At 52.3% G+C, this 20,743-nt stretch carries 9 protein-coding genes; 6 read left to right on the plus strand and 3 right to left on the minus strand.

Features of this window, described 5'->3' with window-relative positions; all coding sequences use genetic code 11:
• Positions 1-40: 40 nt before the first annotated feature.
• Both DQM29_RS08770 and DQM29_RS08775 read left to right on the plus strand, forming a co-directional pair.
• The gene (locus DQM29_RS08770; protein WP_170126514.1) at positions 41-9,730 is read left to right on the plus strand and encodes an autotransporter outer membrane beta-barrel domain-containing protein; all 9,690 of its coding nucleotides are present in this window, start codon (positions 41-43) and stop codon (positions 9,728-9,730) included.
• A 94-nt stretch (positions 9,731-9,824) separates the two neighbouring features.
• Entirely contained in the window at positions 9,825-10,178 is a 354-nt protein-coding gene (locus DQM29_RS08775; RefSeq protein WP_111740334.1) for a hypothetical protein, read from the plus strand.
• A gap of 82 nt (positions 10,179-10,260) precedes the next feature.
• Here the strand turns inward: DQM29_RS08775 and DQM29_RS08780 are convergent, their stop codons facing one another.
• Positions 10,261-10,842 (minus strand): flavin reductase family protein, encoded by a 582-nt coding sequence (locus tag DQM29_RS08780; protein ID WP_111740335.1) that lies wholly within the window; start codon positions 10,840-10,842, stop codon positions 10,261-10,263.
• A gap of 736 nt (positions 10,843-11,578) precedes the next feature.
• Here DQM29_RS08780 and DQM29_RS08785 point away from each other — a divergent pair.
• Complete coding sequence (locus DQM29_RS08785) at positions 11,579-15,628, plus strand: autotransporter outer membrane beta-barrel domain-containing protein (RefSeq protein WP_111740336.1); 4,050 nt, start codon at positions 11,579-11,581, stop codon at positions 15,626-15,628.
• Positions 15,629-15,714: 86 nt separating this feature from the next.
• Here the strand turns inward: DQM29_RS08785 and DQM29_RS08790 are convergent, their stop codons facing one another.
• Entirely contained in the window at positions 15,715-16,629 is a 915-nt protein-coding gene (locus DQM29_RS08790) for a LysR family transcriptional regulator (RefSeq protein WP_111740337.1), read from the minus strand.
• Between the two features lie 111 nt (positions 16,630-16,740).
• Between DQM29_RS08790 and DQM29_RS08795 the strand changes: the two genes are divergently transcribed.
• Positions 16,741-17,946 (plus strand): MFS transporter, encoded by a 1,206-nt coding sequence (locus DQM29_RS08795; RefSeq protein ID WP_111740338.1) that lies wholly within the window; start codon positions 16,741-16,743, stop codon positions 17,944-17,946.
• A 91-nt stretch (positions 17,947-18,037) separates the two neighbouring features.
• Here DQM29_RS08795 and DQM29_RS08800 read toward each other — a convergent pair whose 3' ends face one another.
• Positions 18,038-18,817 carry a hypothetical protein gene (locus DQM29_RS08800; protein ID WP_111740339.1) on the minus strand — a complete coding sequence of 260 codons (780 nt, stop codon included), beginning with the start codon at positions 18,815-18,817 and terminating at the stop codon, positions 18,038-18,040.
• A gap of 708 nt (positions 18,818-19,525) precedes the next feature.
• Here DQM29_RS08800 and DQM29_RS08805 point away from each other — a divergent pair.
• Both DQM29_RS08805 and DQM29_RS08810 read left to right on the plus strand, forming a co-directional pair.
• The gene (locus tag DQM29_RS08805) at positions 19,526-19,921 is read left to right on the plus strand and encodes a hypothetical protein (RefSeq protein ID WP_145960352.1); all 396 of its coding nucleotides are present in this window, start codon (positions 19,526-19,528) and stop codon (positions 19,919-19,921) included.
• Positions 19,922-19,969: 48 nt separating this feature from the next.
• Entirely contained in the window at positions 19,970-20,725 is a 756-nt protein-coding gene (locus tag DQM29_RS08810; RefSeq protein ID WP_111740341.1) for a hypothetical protein, read from the plus strand.
• Positions 20,726-20,743: the final 18 nt, after the last annotated feature.

Here is a 20,743-nt window from a genome sequence, read left to right on the forward strand (position 1 = left end):
AGGCTTCGTGTGTTACTTAGACTCGACGTGGTCTAAAGAGATGAATAACGGCGCTGGCGCTCTGCTTGTCAATGACGGCAACGCGTATACGGTCTACGGGCCAACGTCGATGAAAACCAACGTGACCTTTCCAGTCCGTACCGGCGTAACGCTAATCGATGCCTGGAATAACGGCTGGGTGAGCGGCACAGCTTCCCCCGTCGATCCGTCTACGTTAGGCCAAATTGTCTTCTCTAATAATTATGAAGGAAGTGCGAGCGTAGTTAACGATTCAGGGATTACTGAAACAGTAAACCTGTACGACCCCACCAAGCTGATCACATCCAGCTCAGCGACGCAAACCATTGTTACGATCCTCGATCCTAGCGTGACTGGCGTTGACTTCTACTATGACGCTAGCTTCGTCAAAGTCACTGACGGTGAAGCGCACGTGCGTCTTAACGGTCTTAGCTCCATTAAAACCGGACTGTCTAGAAATACCGCTTTTGCTGTGGCCGATGGTACCGGAAGCACTAAAGCTAAAGTGGTTTGGGAAAGCGACGTTGTCTATGAGCCCATCATCCTTAAGGATGACTTTTCTTTAACCGATACCAGCGGTTCGCAGCAGGTGCTGTCCTATGTGTATAAAGGCACATTTACCGCCTTTAACGGCTCGACTTGGACAGTCAACAACCTTGATGACTATAAGGCCTATCTGTCCTGGCTAAACGATCGGGTAAGAGACGGTAGCATCAACTCCGCCAGCAAGTATGAAACCTATAAGTCCGCGGCGTATACACAGCAGGCGTTTGACTATGACTATCTGATCCCCGCAGGAACTGGCCCAGCGGAGCTCTATGCGGCTAAAACGGGCGATGCCTTACTGATGGCAAAAGGCGTTAATGGCACCGTAGAAATTGCCGAAGGCGTAACGATCACTCAAAAAACGGGTCCGACTTCTGCGGTTGGTAATGCTGACTATGCGGACAACCCAACCGTTCCCTATGGCGTCGTTCTGGTGACAGAGGGCGGGCAAGGGCATAACTACGGTACCTTACGAGCGCACGGCGGCTATGGCCTCGTTACCTCTCAGGGAGACGGTTCAACGTTTATTAACGAGAGCGTAGGCACCATTGAAATTGGATCTCGTTCATTAACAGACGACGCTGGGAAAAACCGGACTCAAACTATTACCGCCCGAGACGGTGGTGAAGTCGTGAACAAGGGCAAGATTGTTCACTATGGTTCAAACGCCACGACCAGCGATGCTTCTGTCGTTTTCTACGTCTACAACAAAGGCGCTTTAACCAACGACGGACTGCTGTCCTTCGGTTCTGCTGAAAAGCAATGGTCAAACGGCAACTATCAAACTATTCGCGGTGTAGGCTTGACGGGTAACGACAGTCGCTTTGTTAACGCTGCTAACGGTCTTTTACAGCTGGGTATCGATCCGGAAAGCGGTAGCGCAACGGGCGTTGGTTCTAACAGCTTCTTACTCAAGTTGGACACCAATAACTCGCTGACAACGCAAAGCGAAAACCGCGGAGAAATTCGCTCCGGCGATCGCATCAACGGTTCCAACCTGATTTATTCCGTTAGCACCGGGATCAACTATTTCACCAACTATAACGTTATCAATTTGGACGGTAACCGCGACACCAGCGGCAACGTGTCGTCCAACGCAGCGTTTAACTCTGCGATGTACCGTTCCGGCGGCAACAGTGCGAATCCTATCGACTTTGAAAACAAAGGCACTATCAACGTTGACGGCTACGGCAATATTGCTCTGAAGGCGGTAAGCCGAGGCAGAATACTGTCGTCGGGCACTATCAACGTGAAGGGCAATAAAACGTCTTCTGGGCTGAATAACTACGGTGCTTGGGTTGAAGGAAACGGCTCTATTATCGAAATTTCCGGCAAGGTAAACCTGACCGGAGATGATTCCATCGGTGTCTACGCCAACAATCGCGGTACAATTAAGCTGTCTGGAGATGGGCAAGTGACCTTTGCCGACGGCGAAAACCAGATTGGCTACTATATCTATGGCGCTGGCTCAGCGATTAACAACACGGGCTCTGGCACACAGGACGTCACTACCGCGCGCTCAACGCTAATGCGTTTAGACGGCGGAGCATCGTTTACCGGCTCCTCCAGCGCCACTTCCACTATGAGTGCGTCAGGCGAAGGTTCTACGGTTATTGTGGCAACCGGTACTGGTACCACAGTCAACTCCGGCGGTATGACGGTGAACGTCAACGGTCAGGACGCGACCGGCTTTCTGGTTGAAGGTGGCGCAAAGGGCACAATCAGCAACGCAGCCACCATCAACCTGTCTGGCGTAGGGGCTATTGCCGGTATTGCCGACGGTAAGAAACATAGCCTAAGTGGCGTAGAGCAAATTATTTCTGATGCAGAAATGCGCGCTACGGAACTGACAGCGGGCGCAACCCTGACCTCAACGCGGGACGAAGCCATCGGCTATATTGCCCGCAATTTAGCAACCTTAAAAAATACCGGTGATATTACCTTCACTGGCGTTGGCGCAACCGGCATCATGGTTGAAGAGGGGGCGGTTGGCGTCAACAGCGGCAACATTACCTTAGGCAAAGAAGGTATCGGCCTCGTTGCTTCTGCAAACACCAAAAATACCTCGCTGACCAACTCCGGCAACCTGACCCTCGACGGCGACAGTGCGATTGGCATTTTGGCCTCTGGCTCGAAAGTGACTGTGGACATGGTGAGCAACGGCGGCAGTACGCCGACCATCAAGATGAACGGCAACAGCGCCGTTGGCGTTAAGGCGTCCGGCGGTAGCGTGGTGAATCTGGACAGCAGCGTTGTTACTGAGTTTTCAGCCTTCGCCACCGACCAAATTGCCTTCTGGCTAAGCGGAAAGGCGGCTGACGGCACGTCTTCTACAGTAAACGTTGCTGCTAGTACAACGCCTTATAACGTCTCTGGTGAGCGCTCTACGCTGTTCTACGTCGATGACTCGGCTAACCTGAGCGGCAACCTGAACGCTATCGTGTCCGGTAAAGACGCCAGCGGCCTGCGGGTGAGCGGCACCGGCTCAACGGCGACGGTGAATTCCGGTAGCCAGATTGAAGTCACGGGTGAAAAAGCCACCGGCGTTCTGGCCCAGCTTGGCGGTAGCGTAACCATCGCTAGCGGCGCGGCGTTTACCGTCAGCGGCCAGTCAGCGACGGTAGGCATCGCGGAAGACAGCGGTTCTGTGATCACCAACGGGGCGACGGTCACTTCCTCTGTGGGAAGCTACGGCTCTACCGCGTTTATTGCCCGTAACGGCGGTGAATTGAGAAACGCCGGTAATATCGACCTGTCTGAGGGCAGCGATCACGTCGCTATCGATATCTTCAACGGCAAGGTGTACAACACCGGCAGCATTAAGGCGAACGGTACCGCTATCTATATTCGCGGCTCAGGTTCGGTGATTAACAATAACGGCAGTATTGAAGCCACTGACGGCCGTGCCGTTATTGAACTTGGGCAGGACGCCAGCCTGGATCTGGCTGCTATTTCCGGCAGCGGTACTATTACGGCAAAGGGCACTGCCGACGGTATTTTACTGTCCGCCGGAGCTCAAGCGCTGAACGTGTCGAATACCACTATCGATATGAGCGACGTCAGCAGCATCGGCGTCGGCATTCACAACAAGGCCGGCATCAGCGGCATTCGCTTGGATAACACAACCATTCTGGTCAACGACGGCGTGGGTATTTATACCGGCACAACGCTCCACGACAGTAACAGCGGAACAATCGCTGTGCGCGACGGTGTTGGTATTCTGTATCAAAACACTGACGGCAGCGCGACCAGCAATGAATTGGATCTGTCCAACTCTCAGGGTCTGACAGTTAACGTCAGCGGTACCAACGGACGCGGCATTGTGGCCGACCTTACCGGTACGGATAAAGTGGTCAATACCGCAGTTAACGTTAACGTCCTGAATGCCTCCGGCAGTTCGGCGTTGGACATCTCCGGCGCTAAATTCCTGTTCCAGAGCGGCGATCTAATTTCTTTGTCTGACGATGTCATCAAGGCGGGCAGCGCCACCACCATCTTTAACAGTGGCAAAATTCACGCGGGCGACCGCACGAAAAATACCATTGTGATGGACAGCTCGCTGAACAAATCCTTCACCAATACCGGCAGTATCATTGGTCAGTTGAACTTTGGGTCAGGAACCAACGTTATCCAATTGAATGACGGTAGCGTCGTTGATGGCAATATTTTACTCGGTACCGGAAGCGGTAACCAAATTACGCTGTCTGGCCTCAGTAATATACTCACTGGCAACATCAGAAGTGACGGCAGCAGCGATAAAGTTAAGCTGCTGGATAACGCTCAGGTTATAGGCAACATCGATTTGGCCGCGGGCACCAATACTCTGACCCTGAGCGACAATGCGACCTTAACCGGTGACGTCACTGCCGGGCACGGCGATAACGTCATAACGCAAAACGGGTGGTCAGTCCTAACGGGTGACGTCAGTCTGGGGGATGGTAATAATCACATTACCCTGAGCGACAGCGCCAGCTTCATCGGTATGATGGGGGCTGCAAACGGAAACAATACGCTGATTCTGGAAGACAGCGCCAGCTTTGGCTACTTTTCAACCGGAGGCGGTGGTGAAACTCACGTCATCGTCAGGGATAATGCAACCTTTCAATCGCTGCATGCCGGAGCCGGAAGTGCAAACGACAGCCTGACGTTTGACAGCGCAAACTATACCCTGTCGGGCATGCAGATGTTTATGAACTTTGAACGTCTGAATCTGATTAACGGCTCTGTCTTCACCACAGACCAAGATCTGTATATGAGCGACGGCCCGTCAACAAACGGCACGATTAATATCGACAGCCTATCCACGCTGAAGCTGAATTCGTTGAGCTCCTATGTGTTGGAACACCAGCTTCTGGGCAGTGGGCTTGTAGACGTAGTTTCTGGCTCTTCGTTTGACTTTACCTCAACGGTCGGCAACCAGTTTGCCGGTACGGTACAGATGAACAGCGACAGCTTTATGCTGTCCGGTATGAATACACTGGCGTTGACCAACGCTACGCTAATCGCCATGGGTGACAACGTCACTACCGTCGGTACGGGAACGCAAAATATCGGCGGTCTGTCGTTTAACGGCGGTCAGTTGAATTTTGGCGTGACTATTCCTAACGCCAGCTCTTCCAGCGCGTTTATTAACGTGGCGGGCGAGCTTGACGTCAGCGGTAGCGGCAGCGTTATGGTCAATACCTCTGGATTTGATAACGGCACTGCACCTGTGGTTAACAGCACTCTGGGGCTGCTAGATCAGCAAAATGAAGCGCTGGTTCAACTGGTGGCTTCCGCTACCGTCACTGGAACCGCGGGCGCGATTCAACTGGTCGATCAAACCGGAGCTGCGGTCAGCAACAGCAGCGTTATCGGCATCAGTCAAAACGGTGTTCACGCGGCAGACGCAACCTATGACTATCGTTTAGTGACTGACGGCAGCGGTGGTAAGGGGCTGTACGTTGGTTACGGGCTGAGCCAGCTGGATCTGTTAACGTCCGGCGCCACTCAGTTGGTGATTGATACATCCCACAGCGCGGAAAAAACGCTGTCTGCGAAGGTCACTGGCATTGGCGATCTGGGTATTAAAGCCGGTAACGGCACTAGTGCGCTGACTATCGCCAATGAGAACAACGACTACACCGGAAAAACCGATGTCCAGACCGGCACTTTGATTCTGGGAAGCGACAGCGCGCTGGGCAACACCTCCGCGCTGAATCTGGCTAACGCAACTACCGTTAACGTCGGCGGTTATCGCCAAACCGTTGGTGAGCTAAACGGTGCCAGCGGCTCTACGCTGAACCTGAACGGCGGTTCACTGACGATGCTTAACGGCGGAACCTCATCCGGTACGCTGACCGGCAGCGGGCAGATGACCGTGAGCGGTGGAACGCTGAACGTTACAAACGCCAACGCGGGTCTGAGCGCCACAACTACCGTTAACGCGGGTGCTACCGCGCTGTTGAACGACACCTCAGCGCTGGGAACCGGTGGCGTAGTGGCTAACGGTACTGTGGCAATAGACAGTGCCAGCGGCACCTTTGTTAACGCACTATCAGGTAACGGTACGCTGTCAAGCCAGAACGGGACTAACGTGCTGGTTTCCGGTAATAACGCTAGCTTTAGCGGCGAAATGACCATTGACGCGGCGTCAACGCTGACGGTCAAAGAAAGTAAAAACGTCGGTGCGACGAGCGCCATCCAAAACGCAGGGCGCTTTATTGTCGACAACGGGGCTGCCATGACGCTTTCGACACTGGTTAACGGCGCGGGCGATCTGGTGAAAAACGGCATAGGCACTCTGACGCTGTCTGGTGCAAACACCTACAGCGGAAAAACGCTGGTTCAGAACGGCATCGTAGCGATTTCTCAAGACTCTAGTCTCGGTGATGCGTCAGCCACCAACGAAACCGTGCTTAACGGTGGTCATCTGCAAATTACTGCGAATATGACCTCTGGTCGTAACATTACGTTGACTCAAAACGGCAGCGTTATTGTTGATACGGGCGTAACAGCCACTATGAACGGCTGGAATGACAGTGGCAACGTCAACAATACCATTACCAAAACGGGTGCTGGCACGCTGATTTGGAATGGTAACAATACGGCCAACACGGCAGCGGTTTACGTTATTGGTGGCGTTTTGCAGGTTGCTGGATTGGATAATCTGGCCAGCGCCAGTGGCGTTGTTAATATCACCACGGGTACGCTCTCTGTATTGAAAACCGGCGCAACGGCGGATGACCTCCACTTTACGCGCCAGCTGAAGGGGGACGGCGAGCTGCGTATTGACCTGGGCAACAGCAATAAGACCTTTACCTTCGACAGCAGCGCCAGCAGCGGTAACTTCAGCGGTACTCTGACCATGAACGACGGGCGTTTTGCGCTAGACGCTCAGTCTGATGCCACCATGGGTAACGCCACACTGTCGCTAAACGGCGGCGCGGGCAAACTGGGCAGTACCGTGTTACAGGGTAACCACGCTATGGGCGGCCTGACAATGAAAGGTGGGCGGCTGGAAGTGGACTATCGCGCCACGGATAACCGTCCGGACGGTTTCCTAACAGTTAACCGACTGGACGTCACCGGCGGAGGCAGCCTGGCGATCACCACACCTGCCAACCTGCCGAACCCGCTGCCGATAACCGGCGCCTCTCTGTTCGATCAGGATGACAGCGTCTATGACCAAATCGTCGCAGCGACCAGCGTTAACGGCAGCGGCAGCCAACTTTCTCTGGTGAAAACTGACGGCACGCCTGTTATGCCAGATACCATCATCGGTCTGAACCAAAGCGGCACGCTGGCGGGCAATGCCCACTACAACTATTTTGGCGCTGTGAAAAACGACGGCCTGTATTTGGGCTACGGTCTGACTCAGCTGGACGCGTTCGCGGGTCAGTCGGTTATTCTGGATAACTCAAACGCCGTAGATAATAGTCTTGGTGCGAAGCTGACGGGGGACGGCGGTTTTACCGTCAACGCCACCGGTACTGTCCGCATTGGTAACGCAAGTAGTGACTATCTCGGCGCTACGCAAGTGAATCAAGGCAGCGTTGTTCTGATTACCGACAATGCCTTCGGTCACACCTCTGAGCTGGCGATGCTGGCCAATACCGGCGTTGACCTGAACGGCAACGCGCAGACGGTTGGAGTGTTAAACACCCAGAATGGCAGCCAGATCAAGCTTAACGGCGGCGAACTGACCGTGACTCAGGGCGGAACGGCGGGCGGGCAGCTGAGTGGACAGGGCACGATCAACCTGACCGGCGGCACGCTGAACGTGACGCAAAACAATGCAGCGCTCAACGCACTGGTGAACATTGATTCAGCCGCTGTGGCTCGACTGACGCAGACTCAAGGGCTGGGCAGCAGCACCATTAATCTGGATGGTCTGCTGAATCTGGACGGCGCGATGGGTGCATTCAACAATACGCTGAGCAATAGCGGTGACGTTACGCTAAACAATGCAGCCAACGTCACCTTAACCGCAGACAACAGCCGCTTTGACGGTCGCTTTACGACGAATGCAGGAACAACTCTGTCGGCGTCTGAAGGCAAGCAGTTGGGCACGGCGGACGTTAATAATGACGGTACGCTTGTTCTGAACGCTGGCGGCCACTGGGAGCTGGAAAACACCATTCAGGGCTCCGGCACCCTGATCAAGCGCGGTTTTGGTACGGTTCAAATTGACGGTACTAACGTCACGGCGGGTCAAACCAAGGTTGAAAACGGCCTGCTGCTGATTGGCAGCGAGCTGGGCGCCACGGCAAATCTGACCAGCAACGTCTTTATCGATACGCAGGGCGTCATCGGCGGTTACGGTACAGTGACGGGTAAGGTTGAGAACAAAGGCAGCATCGCTGTCGGCCGCGCTCAGAGCGGCACTGAGTTTGGTGGTTTCACCATTGACGGTGACTACGTCGGCAGCAACGGCAAAGTGGTGTTTTACACCCAGTTGGCCGGTGATAGCGCATCAACCGATAAGCTGATCATTACCGGCAACACCAGCGGCACAACCGACGTCGTGGTGTTTAACGCCAAGGGTGCCGGTGAGAAAACGACCAACGGCATTAAGCTGATTGACGTTGAGGGCAGCTCCATCGGTAAGTTCAAGCTAAGCGGTCGTGCTGTGGCGGGCGCCTATGAGTACGCGCTGTATCAGGGCGGTATCACCACACCGGATGACGGTGACTGGTACCTGCGTTCGGATCTCTACTCAGAGTCACCGGATCCAACGCCTAGCGTTCTGCGTCCTGAAGCCGGCGGCTATCTGGCCAACATGGCGGCAGCCAGTAAGCTGTTTAGCCTGCGTCTGGAAGATCGTGAAGGTCGCGCAGAAAACTCCAGCCTGTGGCTACGTCAGGAAGGTTCACGCACCAAGCATCGCGATACCACTGGCCAACTGCACACGTCGACCAATAGCTATGTTGTTCAGGGCGGCGGTGAAGTGTGGGGTACCGAGTTTGGTGAAACCGATAGGCTGGGACTGGGCGTAATGTTTGCCTACGGTAAGGCGAACAGCAAGGTTTATTCAACCCACACTAACTACCGAGCCCAAAGCTCTATCGACGGCTACAGCACCGGTATTTACGGTACCTGGTATCAAGATGCGTCGACGCTTAACGGCCTCTACGTTGACAGTTGGCTACAGTACAGCTGGCTGGATGCAGAAGTCAGCGGTGATAGCTTGCCAAGAGAGTCCTATAACATGAAGGGCTACTCGGCCTCTCTGGAAACCGGCTACCGTCTGCCGGTTTATCAGGGTGAAAACAGCAGCGTGTTCCTGACGCCGCAGGCTCAAGTGACCTGGAACGGTATCAAGCCGGATAATCACCGCGAGTCTTACGGTACGGCGTATGTTTCTGCCTCTGGCAAAGACAATATCCAAACCCGTCTGGGCATGAAAATCTCTCGCGACGGCGTCAGTGATGCGGATAAGGGCACTGACAAGCTGTTTACGGTCTACGCTGAAGCTAACTGGCTGTACAACAGCGAGCAGGCCGGTGCAGTGATGGATGGCAGAGAGATCAAGCAGGCAGGTAGCCGTAACGTGGGCGAGCTGAAGCTGGGTACCGAAGGGCAGTTGAACAAAAACGTCAATCTGTGGACCAACGTCAGCCAACAGCTGGGCGACAAGGGCTACAGTGATACGTCGGTCACGCTGGGTATCAAGTACAGTTTCTAAGCGACAGCGTTTACGTTAGACTACGCGCATACGGGCCGGTGACTAAAAACTACCGGCCGATTTTATCGTCCTCAATCAGGAAGCAGGGTTATTCATGACGAAAGAAAACGGCGCACAGGCTGATATTCCCAGCAAAGAGCACATTATCGAACAGCTGACGGACTATCGCACCGTTAAGGCTTCGCTGCGTAAGATCATCATTGTATTTTTCTTAAGCGTTGCAATTGACGCCTATCTAATACTGGTCAACAGCGTGTTGGATATTCCTATGATGATTTTTACGCTTGTGATGGGAGGTTATGTGCTTCTGCTTAACCACAGGAAAAAAGCGACTGAAAAGCGGCTGGATTCTGTATGCCTTCGTCTCTTTGAGCGTTTCTTCAATACGTCTCAAACCATGCTGAATGACTATCTGATCGAAAGCGAACGGCCCGAAATCGAAGAGTGATAACAAAGCGCTCGGCGGCAGTTTTGAAGATCGGTCTTATTATTTATTATTCATCGGCGGGCCCCAAAAGGGCCCGCTGTGGTTATCGCGGTTTAGCCGCTATCACTTTCCCTGCGCATATAAAACTGCCTGCGCCAAGGTGGTGAAGGGTAAACAGAGAGGGATCTGCGGATTCAAACTGCCATCTTCCTTGGCTAAAAATGCGCTCATCAGCCGCGGCAGCAATCACCTCACCAAACAGCGTGTCATATTTTTGCTGAGCACCCGCCTCGGGCAGCAGGCGACACTCTAACCAAGCCGAGCAGCCTTCTTCAATGAGCGGAACGCCAAGGGTGGATGAATCAAAAGAAGGGATAGCGAAACGGTTAAACTTGTCTTCTTCACGCCCTGAAACGCTACCGACAGCGTACGTCAGATCGACGTTTGCGGCGGTTGGAATACAGATCCCAAAGGCTCCGCCAGTTTCAATCAGCTCTCTCGTCCAGGCGCCTTTATCTACAACAATAGCCACCCTCGGCGGAGCAAACTCTACCGGCGTTGACCACGCAGCCGCCATGACGTTTTTTCTTTTTGAAACAGTATCCCGACTCGTGATAAGCACAGTCGGGCCGTGATTAAGCAGGCGACTGACATGTTTAAGCTCCACGGAGCGAAAGTAAGACATGGATTTTCCTTGCTGTTAAATGGCTGTGAACTGTCGTCATGAATAACCGCTCTCATCATATCCGCAGAGAAAAGAGATAGCTATAGCGTGTTAAAACAGGTTATAGCCAGATGAAACAGCGGAACAAGCGCTATTATCCAGCAGGTTAAATAAACAAAGCCTCCAATATATTTTTTTTGATTTAGTTTTTTAGGTTAATACTTTCCACTCATTCGCTTGATTAAAAAACAGCCAAAAAGAATACCCAACAATAGTTATTTATGTAGGGTTGAAAGACACCAAAAAATCTCTAATAAATTGATTTATAAATTGAATAATTATTTTTACCTGTAGGTTTGCAATATGCAAATAACCGCCTAGAATTTTATAAGACATTATTCTATTTCACTCAGTGACTGAGGTTCTAAAGCTCTGGAAGCGTCGAACGTTAGGTAAAACAGCTAAAAATATACCTTAACTACACGATAGCTTTATATGGCTCAACGGCAGCCATCTCAATAAAGCAAACCATCACTTTTATCAATAAGACAGGGACGGCTTATTAACGCTTTCTCTGGCGGCTCCGTTTTGGCATTTTGCGGGCGATGGTTTTATCTTGCAGATCAAGCGTATCTTTGAGATTAGCCAGCCAGACGTCTCTTTGCTCTTTCCGCAGTCTTCCGAGTATAGTTCTTGATGTCGTTTACGAACGCGCTCTCGTTCTGTTTATAGATTAACGATATTTACTGGAATACCTATGTCAAACCTGATGCCTTCGGCTAAAAAGCCTCGCTTCATTGCTACGGCAGTGACGGCTGCACTCATGACTCTTTCATCCCCCTATAGCTTTGGCGCCAACGGCGCAGACGGTTCGGCAGCGACGCCGTCACTCAATGCTGGCGGAGGCGGCGGTGGAACAATGGATCCGGTCACCGGATTGGGTGGAAACGGTGGCGCAGGTGGTTTAGGCATGGGGGGCCAGGGGAGTTCTAGTGGACAGGCTGGAAATCCGGGCAGCATAAACGGTACTCCTAATGCGGTTCAGCCCGGCGTAGCCACAGGCGGCGCGGGTAATAACGGTACTCCCGGTTCTACCAACGGCAGCGGTGCCGCAGGCGGCGGCGGCGGCGGTGGTTCTGCGGGCGTGGTAGTGACAGACAACAGTACCCATACCAACAGCGGGACAATTCAGGGTGGTGCGGGCGGCGATGGCGGCAACGGCGGCAGTAATAGTACCAATAACATCACGGATGCTGGCCACGGCGGCAACGGCGGTGCCGGTGGTGACGGCGGTAGCGGCATACTGATTACAGCAGCAGGTACCTACAATAACAGCGGTTCTATTGTGGGAGGGAACGGAGGTTCGGGAGGAAATACCGGCAGCGCCACGGCGGCAGCAGATACAACCAGTACCGAAATAAGAGGCGGAAGCGGCGGCACTGGTGGTATCGGCGGCAACGGCGTTATGGCGACGCAGGGTGCCACTATTACTAATACTGGCTCGATTACCGGCGGTAACGGAGCAACCGGAGGCCTAGCGGCAAACGCTAACACGACGGCCAATGACGCCGTGACGGGTATCGGCGGTAACGGCGGGCTTGCTTCCAGAGGCGGTAATGGCGTGTTGCTCAGCGACACCAGCTCCATCACTAACTCAGGCTCTATCATCGGTGGTAACGGTGGCAACGGTGGCAATGGCGGTGCCGTTGTAGCGGGTAACGGCGCGGGGGTGATTGGTAACGGTGCGGCGGCGGGAAATGGCGGCAGCGGTATTTCTGTTGTCGGCAGCGGAACCATTGTTAACCAGAGCAATGGCCGAATTGTTGGCGGCAACGGCGGTACCGGCGGCGGAGGTAACTCCAGCAGCTCCGGACAAAACCTCAGCGGCGGTGATGGCGGCATGGGCGGTAACGGCGGCAGCGGCGTGAGGCTGGTAAACGGCGGCAGCGTCAATAACTTTGGCGCCATTTCGGGCGGTGAGGGCAACCGAGGCGGCGGCAGCGGCAGTTTAGTCACCTCGCGCGGCGGTGACTCCGGCGCAGGTGGGATCGGTATTGAAATCATTAGTGCAGGTAGCGTTGTCAATGAAGCCTCAGGCACTGTAACCGGCGGCAGCGGCGGCGATGACTCGGCTGGCGGTGGCGGTACTGGCGGCATTGGTGGTGACGCCGTCTCTATTTCAGGTCAGGGTACAGTGACTAACCGGGGGCGTTTCACCGGAGGTCGCGGTGGTAACGGTGCAAACAGCAATACCGATGGGGGAACCGGTGCCCAAGGGGGCAGCGGTTTGGTCATTCAGGGGCAGGGACGCGTATTGAATGACGCCGGAGCCACCATTGTCGGCGGCGTAGGTGGTTCTGGCGGCGGCGGTAATCCAAACAACCGTGGAGGCGATGGTGGTGCAGGCGGTAACGCTGTATTCATCAGTAACGGCGGTACTCTTACTAACCACGGTCGCTTAGCGGGCGGTGACGGTAACCGAGGCGGTGGCGGTGGCGGTGCCAACGGAGGAGCAGGCGGCGTTGGTGTGAACATTGAATCCGGTGGCGGCAGCATTATTAATACGGGCACGATTTCTGGCGGCACCGGTGGCAATGCCGGTACGGCCGGTAACGTTAACGGTACTGGTGCAGTCGGGCTCGGTGGTATCGGCGTTTACGGGCACGATATCACTATTGTCAACAGCGGTACGCTACAGGGCGGGAGCGCCTTTGACGGCAGCAGCACGGCTCAAGCCGTTAAGTTTACCGGTGGCGTTAACTCCCTTGAGCTTCAGGCCGGATACCGGGTGCTGGGCAACGTTGAAGCCAATAACAGCAATGACACTCTGATTTTAGGCGGAGCCGTTAACGCTCGATTTGATGCCAGCAGCATTGGCGATACGGCACAGTATCGAGGCTTTACTGCCTACCATAAAACGGGGCGCAGCGTCTGGGCGCTAAATAACACAACCAGTGCTAAAACCCCTTGGACTCTCTATGCTGGCATTTTGCAGATTAAGCAGGACGCCAGTCTGGGAAGTGCAGACGGTCAGCTAACGTTTAACGGCGGTACGCTTCAGATGGCCGATGAGTTCAATTTTGACAGCACCCGTGCGATTGTTCTTGAAAGCGCAGGCGGAACGCTGGACACACAGACCTTCAATACAACTCTCTCTCAGGGCATCACAGGAAGCGGTGGGCTGACAAAACTAGGTACAGGGACCCTGACGTTAACCGGTAGCAGCAGCTATACAGGGCTCACCACGCTGGCAGAGGGCAGCTTAGACGTTGTCGGCTCACTGTCTGGCGCGGTATTGGCAAAATCGGCCACAGTGCTTTCCGGCAGCGGAAGCGTCGGCGCGACAACGTTGGAAAGCGGCAGCACACTCAACGTGGGCAGCCCGACACAGCCTGACAGTAGCGCTTCACAGTTCACGATCAACGGTGGGCTGACAAATAGCGGCACTATCAATACTGGCCGCAGTGCCCAAACGGCTGGAAACAAACTGTTTGTTAACGGTAACTATACTGGCAGCGCTAACAGTCAAATCAATCTCAATACCGTTCTGGGTGACGACAGCTCTTTGACCGATCGCGTTTATATTCAAGCCGATACGTCGGGAAATACGCTGGTTTCTGTCACTAACGTCGGCGGTAAAGGCGCTCATACCGATCAAGGCATCGAAGTCATTAGTGTCGGCGGTGCGTCAAACGCTACCTTTACGAAAAATGGGCGTATTGTTGCGGGACCTTTGGAATATAGCCTTGTGAAGAAAGGGCAAAACTGGTACCTGACCTCGCTGGATGAAGGCCCAACCACCGAGCCACCTACCGGCGGTAACGGAGGACGACCGGTTTATCGCCCAGAAGCGGGTGGGTACCTGACAAACCACGCCGCTTCTAACACTATTTTTAACCTCACGCTTGACGATCGAGAAGGCGCAACGGAATACAGCCATCCGCTGAGCAAGCGCTCAGCGACAGCAAGCACCTTCTGGCTGCGTCAGGAAGGAGGGCAAAATCGTTCTCGAACCGCAGAAGAGCAGATCCGCAGCGTTGCTAACCGCTATGTGGCACAAATGGGCAATGAGTTCTTACACGGCGACTATCGCGAAACGGGACGCTGGGGCGCTGGGCTGATGGCGGGATACGGTAACGTATCGGGTACATCACGGTCATCCATCAACGGCTATAAAACCCTCTCGGATATGGACGGCTATAGCGTCGGCGCTTACGGTACCTGGTATCAGGACGCCGTTAAGCGTACGGGGTTCTATGCCGACAGCTGGGTAATGTACAACTGGTTTGATAACAGAGTGAAGGGTGAAAGCCTGCCAAGTGAACACTATAAGAGCCGAGGCGTCACGGCATCGATAGAAAGCGGCTACGGCGTGTTGTTGCATGAAAGTGAAAGACAGTCTGTCTATCTGGAACCTCAGGCGCAGCTTATCTGGATGGGCGTAAAAAGCAGCACGCTTCACGAGGCTAACGGCACCCGCATTCAGGACAGCGGCCAGGGAAATCTTCAGTCACGCCTTGGCGTTCGCCTGTATATGCGCGGCCACCGTACCGAAGATGATGGAAAAGGGCGCGAGTTTAAGCCTTATGTCGAGGCTGACTGGCTGCACAATACCCACGATTTTGGTGTACGGATGAACGACACGCTGCTGACTCAGCACGGCGCTAAAAATATTGCCCAGCTTAAGCTAGGGGTACAGGGGCAGATAAACCCTGCGCTGAACGTTTGGAGCGGAACGGCGGTTCAGATCGGCGACAGCGGCTATAGTGACGTTTCCGCCATGGTGGGAATGAAGTACGGGTTTTAATCCGCATTAAACCACACAGCGTGTAAACCATTGGCCGCAGCCGTGTCTGCGGCCAATTTGTTATCAAGCGAAGGGGAAGGCGCGCTTTATTTCCACATGCATTCTTCATCTAGACGAACGTGTTCGACAAGAAAGTCAATAAACGCCCGAACCCGCAGCGGCATGTGCTGCCCTTGGCCGAGGAACATAGCGTGGATATCTTCCCTATCATCAGCCGTATAGTTATCCAGCACGGTTTGCAGACGCCCTTGCTCAATGTCGTCTTTAACGCGAAACATCGCCTGTCTTGTTAGCCCGGCATGCTGAATAGCCAGCAGACGCAGCGTTTCACCGTCGCTGGCCGACAGAGCGCCGGGGCCGCCAATATGCACGACTTCACCGTCGATAATAAATGGCCAGCCGCTTGTGGAGCGAGCATAGTTCACGTGCAGTAGACTGTGCTTTTCCAAATCGTGAGGATGCGCAGGTGTGCCTCTCTGTGCCAAATACTGGGGGGAAGCAACAATCGCCATCTTCGCGCTGCCGATTTTACGCGCTCTGAGGCTGGAGTCCTTCAATGGCCCGGCTCGAACGGCAATATCGGCTCGAGTGTCCAACATGTCGACCACGGTATCGGTTAGCACCGTTTCCAGCGTAATGTCAGGATAGAGAGAGGAAAATATCGGCAGCAGAGGTATAAGGAAATGGTGACCAAACGTCACGTTGGCGTTGATCCTCAGATGACCGCTTGGCGTCGCCTGCCGACTAGCGCCGTTTTCTGCATCATGCAGGTCTGAAAGAATGCCGATGCCGCGCTGGTAAAAAAATTGCCCTTCAGGCGTCAGCTGCAGTTTTCGCGTAGAGCGATTGAACAAGCGCGATCCAAGTCTGGTTTCCAAACGGGAAATCAACTTACTGACAGCAGAAGGCGTCATACTGTGATGCCTAGCCGCAGAAGAAAAACTGCCGCTTTTCACCACCTGAATAAACACCTCAAGCTCACCAAATCGATTCGTTTCCATTTTTATCTATGAATTATGTTCACAAGTGTTTTGCATATTTTCAGTCTAGTTATGTGTTGTGATCTCGTCCACACTTTTCCCATCATCCTCATGACTGGAAAATATTGAATTATGACTCATCCATCGCGCATTCACCCCGGCGTCTATGTGCTGGCGATTACCGCCTTTGCTATTGGCGTTGCAGAGTTTTTAGTGGTGGGTATTTTGCCCTCCATTTCTGCCGATCTGAATGTTCCTATTGCTACAACCGGTGGTCTGGTAGGCCTGTACGCACTGGCGTTGGCTATCGGCACACCTGCTATTGTGCTGGCTTTATCACGCTTTAATAAAAAGCGGGTGTTGCTGGTACTGGTAGCGATTTTTCTGCTAGGGAATCTGCTTTCTGCCGTTTCAAGCAGCTACGCGTCACTCTTAACAGGACGCATGGTTACCGCGCTGGCCCATGGCAGCTTCTTTGCGCTTGGGGCGACGGTGGCATCGAATCTGGCGCCTAAAGGGCAGGCCAGCAAGGCGATTGCCATTATGTTTGCCGGCCTGACGCTGGCGATGGTAGTGGGCGTTCCCCTTGGTAGTTATCTTGGCAACAGCATGGGATGGCGGCTGCCGTTTTTCTTCGTCAGTGGATTAGCGCTACTGGCGTTTCTGGCAACGCTGTTTTGGCTGCCGTCGCTGCCCGGAAAACAGGGCGGTAGCGTTTTTGAACAGCTGTCAGCCTTAGGCAATCCGTCTATCTGGGCAATGATGGCCGTGACCATTTTCGGCTTTGGCGCCAGTTTCTCTGCCTTTACTTTTATTACGCCTATCCTGACGGACATTACAGGCTTTTCTTCCTCAACCGCCAGCCTGCTGCTCGTGGTCTTCGGTGTAGCTACGCTGGTTGGCAATTTATTGGGAGGGCGACTCGCTGATACCCTTGGCTGGCACAAAGCACTGAGGCTGATGTTCATTCTTTTGGCTATCGTACTGGCAATATTGGCCTTATCTCTGCACGTTAAAATGGCGATGGTCGTAGTGCTCTTCCTGTGGGGGATTCTGGCCTTCGGCATGACGCCGGGATTTCAGGCGGGGATGTTGGCAACTGCGGAACGGCATACGCCAAAAGCTGTCGAGTTTGCTTCAGGTTTAAACATTTCTGCCTTTAATTTGGGCATTACGCTAGGGGAAATGGCCGGTAGTTCACTGGTTGTGCATCATCATATGGCGTTAACACCGTGGGCAGGAGTTGTGGCTGCCGTACTGGCGCATCTGCCGTTAATTTGGTTGATTGGGCGCAATCGGCAAGAGACGTTATGCCCAGAAGCCGCGTGCGAGGCGTAAATGCGATAACGGCGCTGCGATTTCTTCTCTTCACTCATTCTATGCTAATGATAGAGGGCAATAGGGAAGAGGCACAGCGCCGACTAAGCGATTACCAGTAGGCGATGTCATAGGCCATGCTGACTGGCCGCGTTGACGGTTGGTTGCTCTGTTCAACGATGCTTTCAATAGAAAGCCAGTTTCCATATTGATCGCTACTCAATGGTGTTTCTGTTAAAGAAACGCTGATTGGATTAGCGTCACTGCCATAGGTTGTTGTGACAACCTGTTTTGATAGCGTCCCTTCCTGATAAAAAAACTGTACTCTGTTCTTTTCCTCTTCATCACCATACATTGAGCTATAGCTTGCAGTTCTGACTATTTCGACGAGATGACCGTCACTGTCGTAACTAAAAGTGGATGCCACCTTTTTACTTTTACTTCGGATGATCTGATTTTTTTTATTGTAGAAAAAATGAGTGGTGTCACCATTGATGCCATGGCTAATAATGATTCTTCCCGTTTCATCCGTTAGGTAGTTTCTTGTCTCGCTTGTCCAACCTCTGTTTGTTTTCTGAATTGACTGCACTACCTTATGGTCTTGTCCATAAATGGTCAGTGTATTAACAGAGCCGTCTTTATCAAAATAAACCTCACGGAGAGTGTCCATATCTCCTTGTTTGTTAGCCATTTTAATCTTTGCACTCTTCGCGTTTTTAACACGAAGAAAGTTATCACCCTCACCAAGGATCGTACTGTTTGAATACAGGATATTTTCCTGAAGCAAAGCTTTTTCTTCTGCCGTGGCCTCTTTGGGCATAAAGATAGTGAAAATGAATATGCCGATGACTAAAAGGGGACAAACAACATAGGCAAGGTATCGCTTTTTCATTCTTTTTCCTTGATTTCATCAAAATAAAGTCCCTGAGACGTTCAGTATATACGAGTGGAAAAGCGTTTTCCTTAATGTCACTGTAGTCGTATTCATTTTGGTGACTCACTGTAAAAGTGCTATTTATTTTGAAGAGAGGTGGGTGAAAAATGACGTTTTAATACCGTTGTAAATAATTAGTTAAATGGATTATTTAATAATTATTATCAGCATACGTTTTCGTACGAATGAGATATTCGGGGGATTAGATCGTCTGGAATGAATAATTCGACATTTTTAGCTAAATAATGGATGAAAATGGATCTAATGGTTTAAATTTCCGTTATTGTCGATCTAATATGTTGCATGATCGATATCAATTGGCATAATTGGCCGCATATTAAAGTACTGATCTCGCTGGGTTTTTTAGCCTGATTGACGCTCACAATGCTATTTAATCACAAGATTTCTAATTGATTGTTATCATGTGGTTATTGCTAGCAACCCATTTAAATGGGTTGTAAATCCATTAATAAAGAGCATTGAGCTGTAAGGTGGTTGGCGAAAGAAATTAAGGCGAAACTTTCATCAAGTAACACTTTTGTTTTTGTTAATAATATTCATTTAAGTATTTATAACGGATTGTTACTTTTTTATTTAGAAATGATTAGTTTTTCTATCTAAACGAGTGAATAAGGATATTACCCTATGCGTAAAAAGAAAGGGATATTGAATTCGGTAAAAAAGCCGCTAGTTGTTCTCGTGGGCGCTCTCTGCTGTAGCGCTTATGCTCACGCTGAACCTCGCAACTTTGTTGATCAGGTGACCTGGCTAGGCGGCACGAGTACGGACTGGCATGACGCCACTAACTGGGACAGTGGATTACCCACGAGTAGCGGTGTCGTTATGATACGAGACGGCGCGACGGTCGATATCACCCAACCTACAGGCTTAGTCAAACAATTCTATAGCAACGATGCCACTCTCAACGTCACTGCTGGCGGTGTTCTTCTTGTCGATAAAACCAGTAGTCTGGGGTATGAAGCCAATACTAAAACTACAGTATTAGTCAGTGGAGCAGGAGCAACCATCAGTTCTAATGGCTCCACTGGTAGCGGGTGGTAGATTGGTAGACAGGGCGAAGGCCTGATTGTTGTTGAGAACGGCGGGCAGTTGCTCCACAAAGGCTCAAACGCGAACCCTATTCATCTTAGTGATGCTGTTGGCAGCAAAGGCACCATTATTGCCAAAGGCGCTGCATTCGATATTTCAGGCAATAAGATCGCGGCTATTGATACCGATGCACTGATGCGCGTTGGGCAATACGGGCAGGGTTCACTGCAAATTTTGGATGGCGCTTTGGCGCATATAGAAACGTTACACCTTGGCCACTATTTGGGCAGTGAAGGGCATGTCCTGGTGTCCGGTCAGGGCAGTACGCTGAATACGGATAATGAACTTAAAGTCGGTTTTGAAGGGCTGGGAACGCTGACCATTGAGAACGGCGGCGTGGTGAATACCGGCGGTTTTGCCGGAATTGGCAATACCTATGGCGATCCAACTGCGGCAAATTCCTGGGCTCTCGTTACCGGAGCAGGATCGACGTGGAACGTGAGTGACGGCTTCTGGCTTCACTACGGTTCCAGTGCGGGCACTCAGCATCGATTGGACATTCGCGATGGAGGGGCAGTGAATGTCACCGGATATTTTATTTTCAACAATTTCAATACAGACAGTGATGCCATTCTAACTGTTTCAGACAGAGGCTCGGTGTTAAACGTGAACGATCCTTCATCAGGGATCGGTATATCTATTGGTAATGGCAACAAAGGATTCATGAGCATCACCAATGAGGGATTGGTTCACTCATCCTCAGCCTATGTAGGTACGAATACAGCAGGTATAGGCGACACCCTAGTTAGTCTATAGGGTGTCGTTTTTTATTCT

Origin of the sequence: Leminorella richardii, assembly GCF_900478135.1 — a bacterium.
Lineage (GTDB): Bacteria > Pseudomonadota > Gammaproteobacteria > Enterobacterales > Enterobacteriaceae > Leminorella > Leminorella richardii.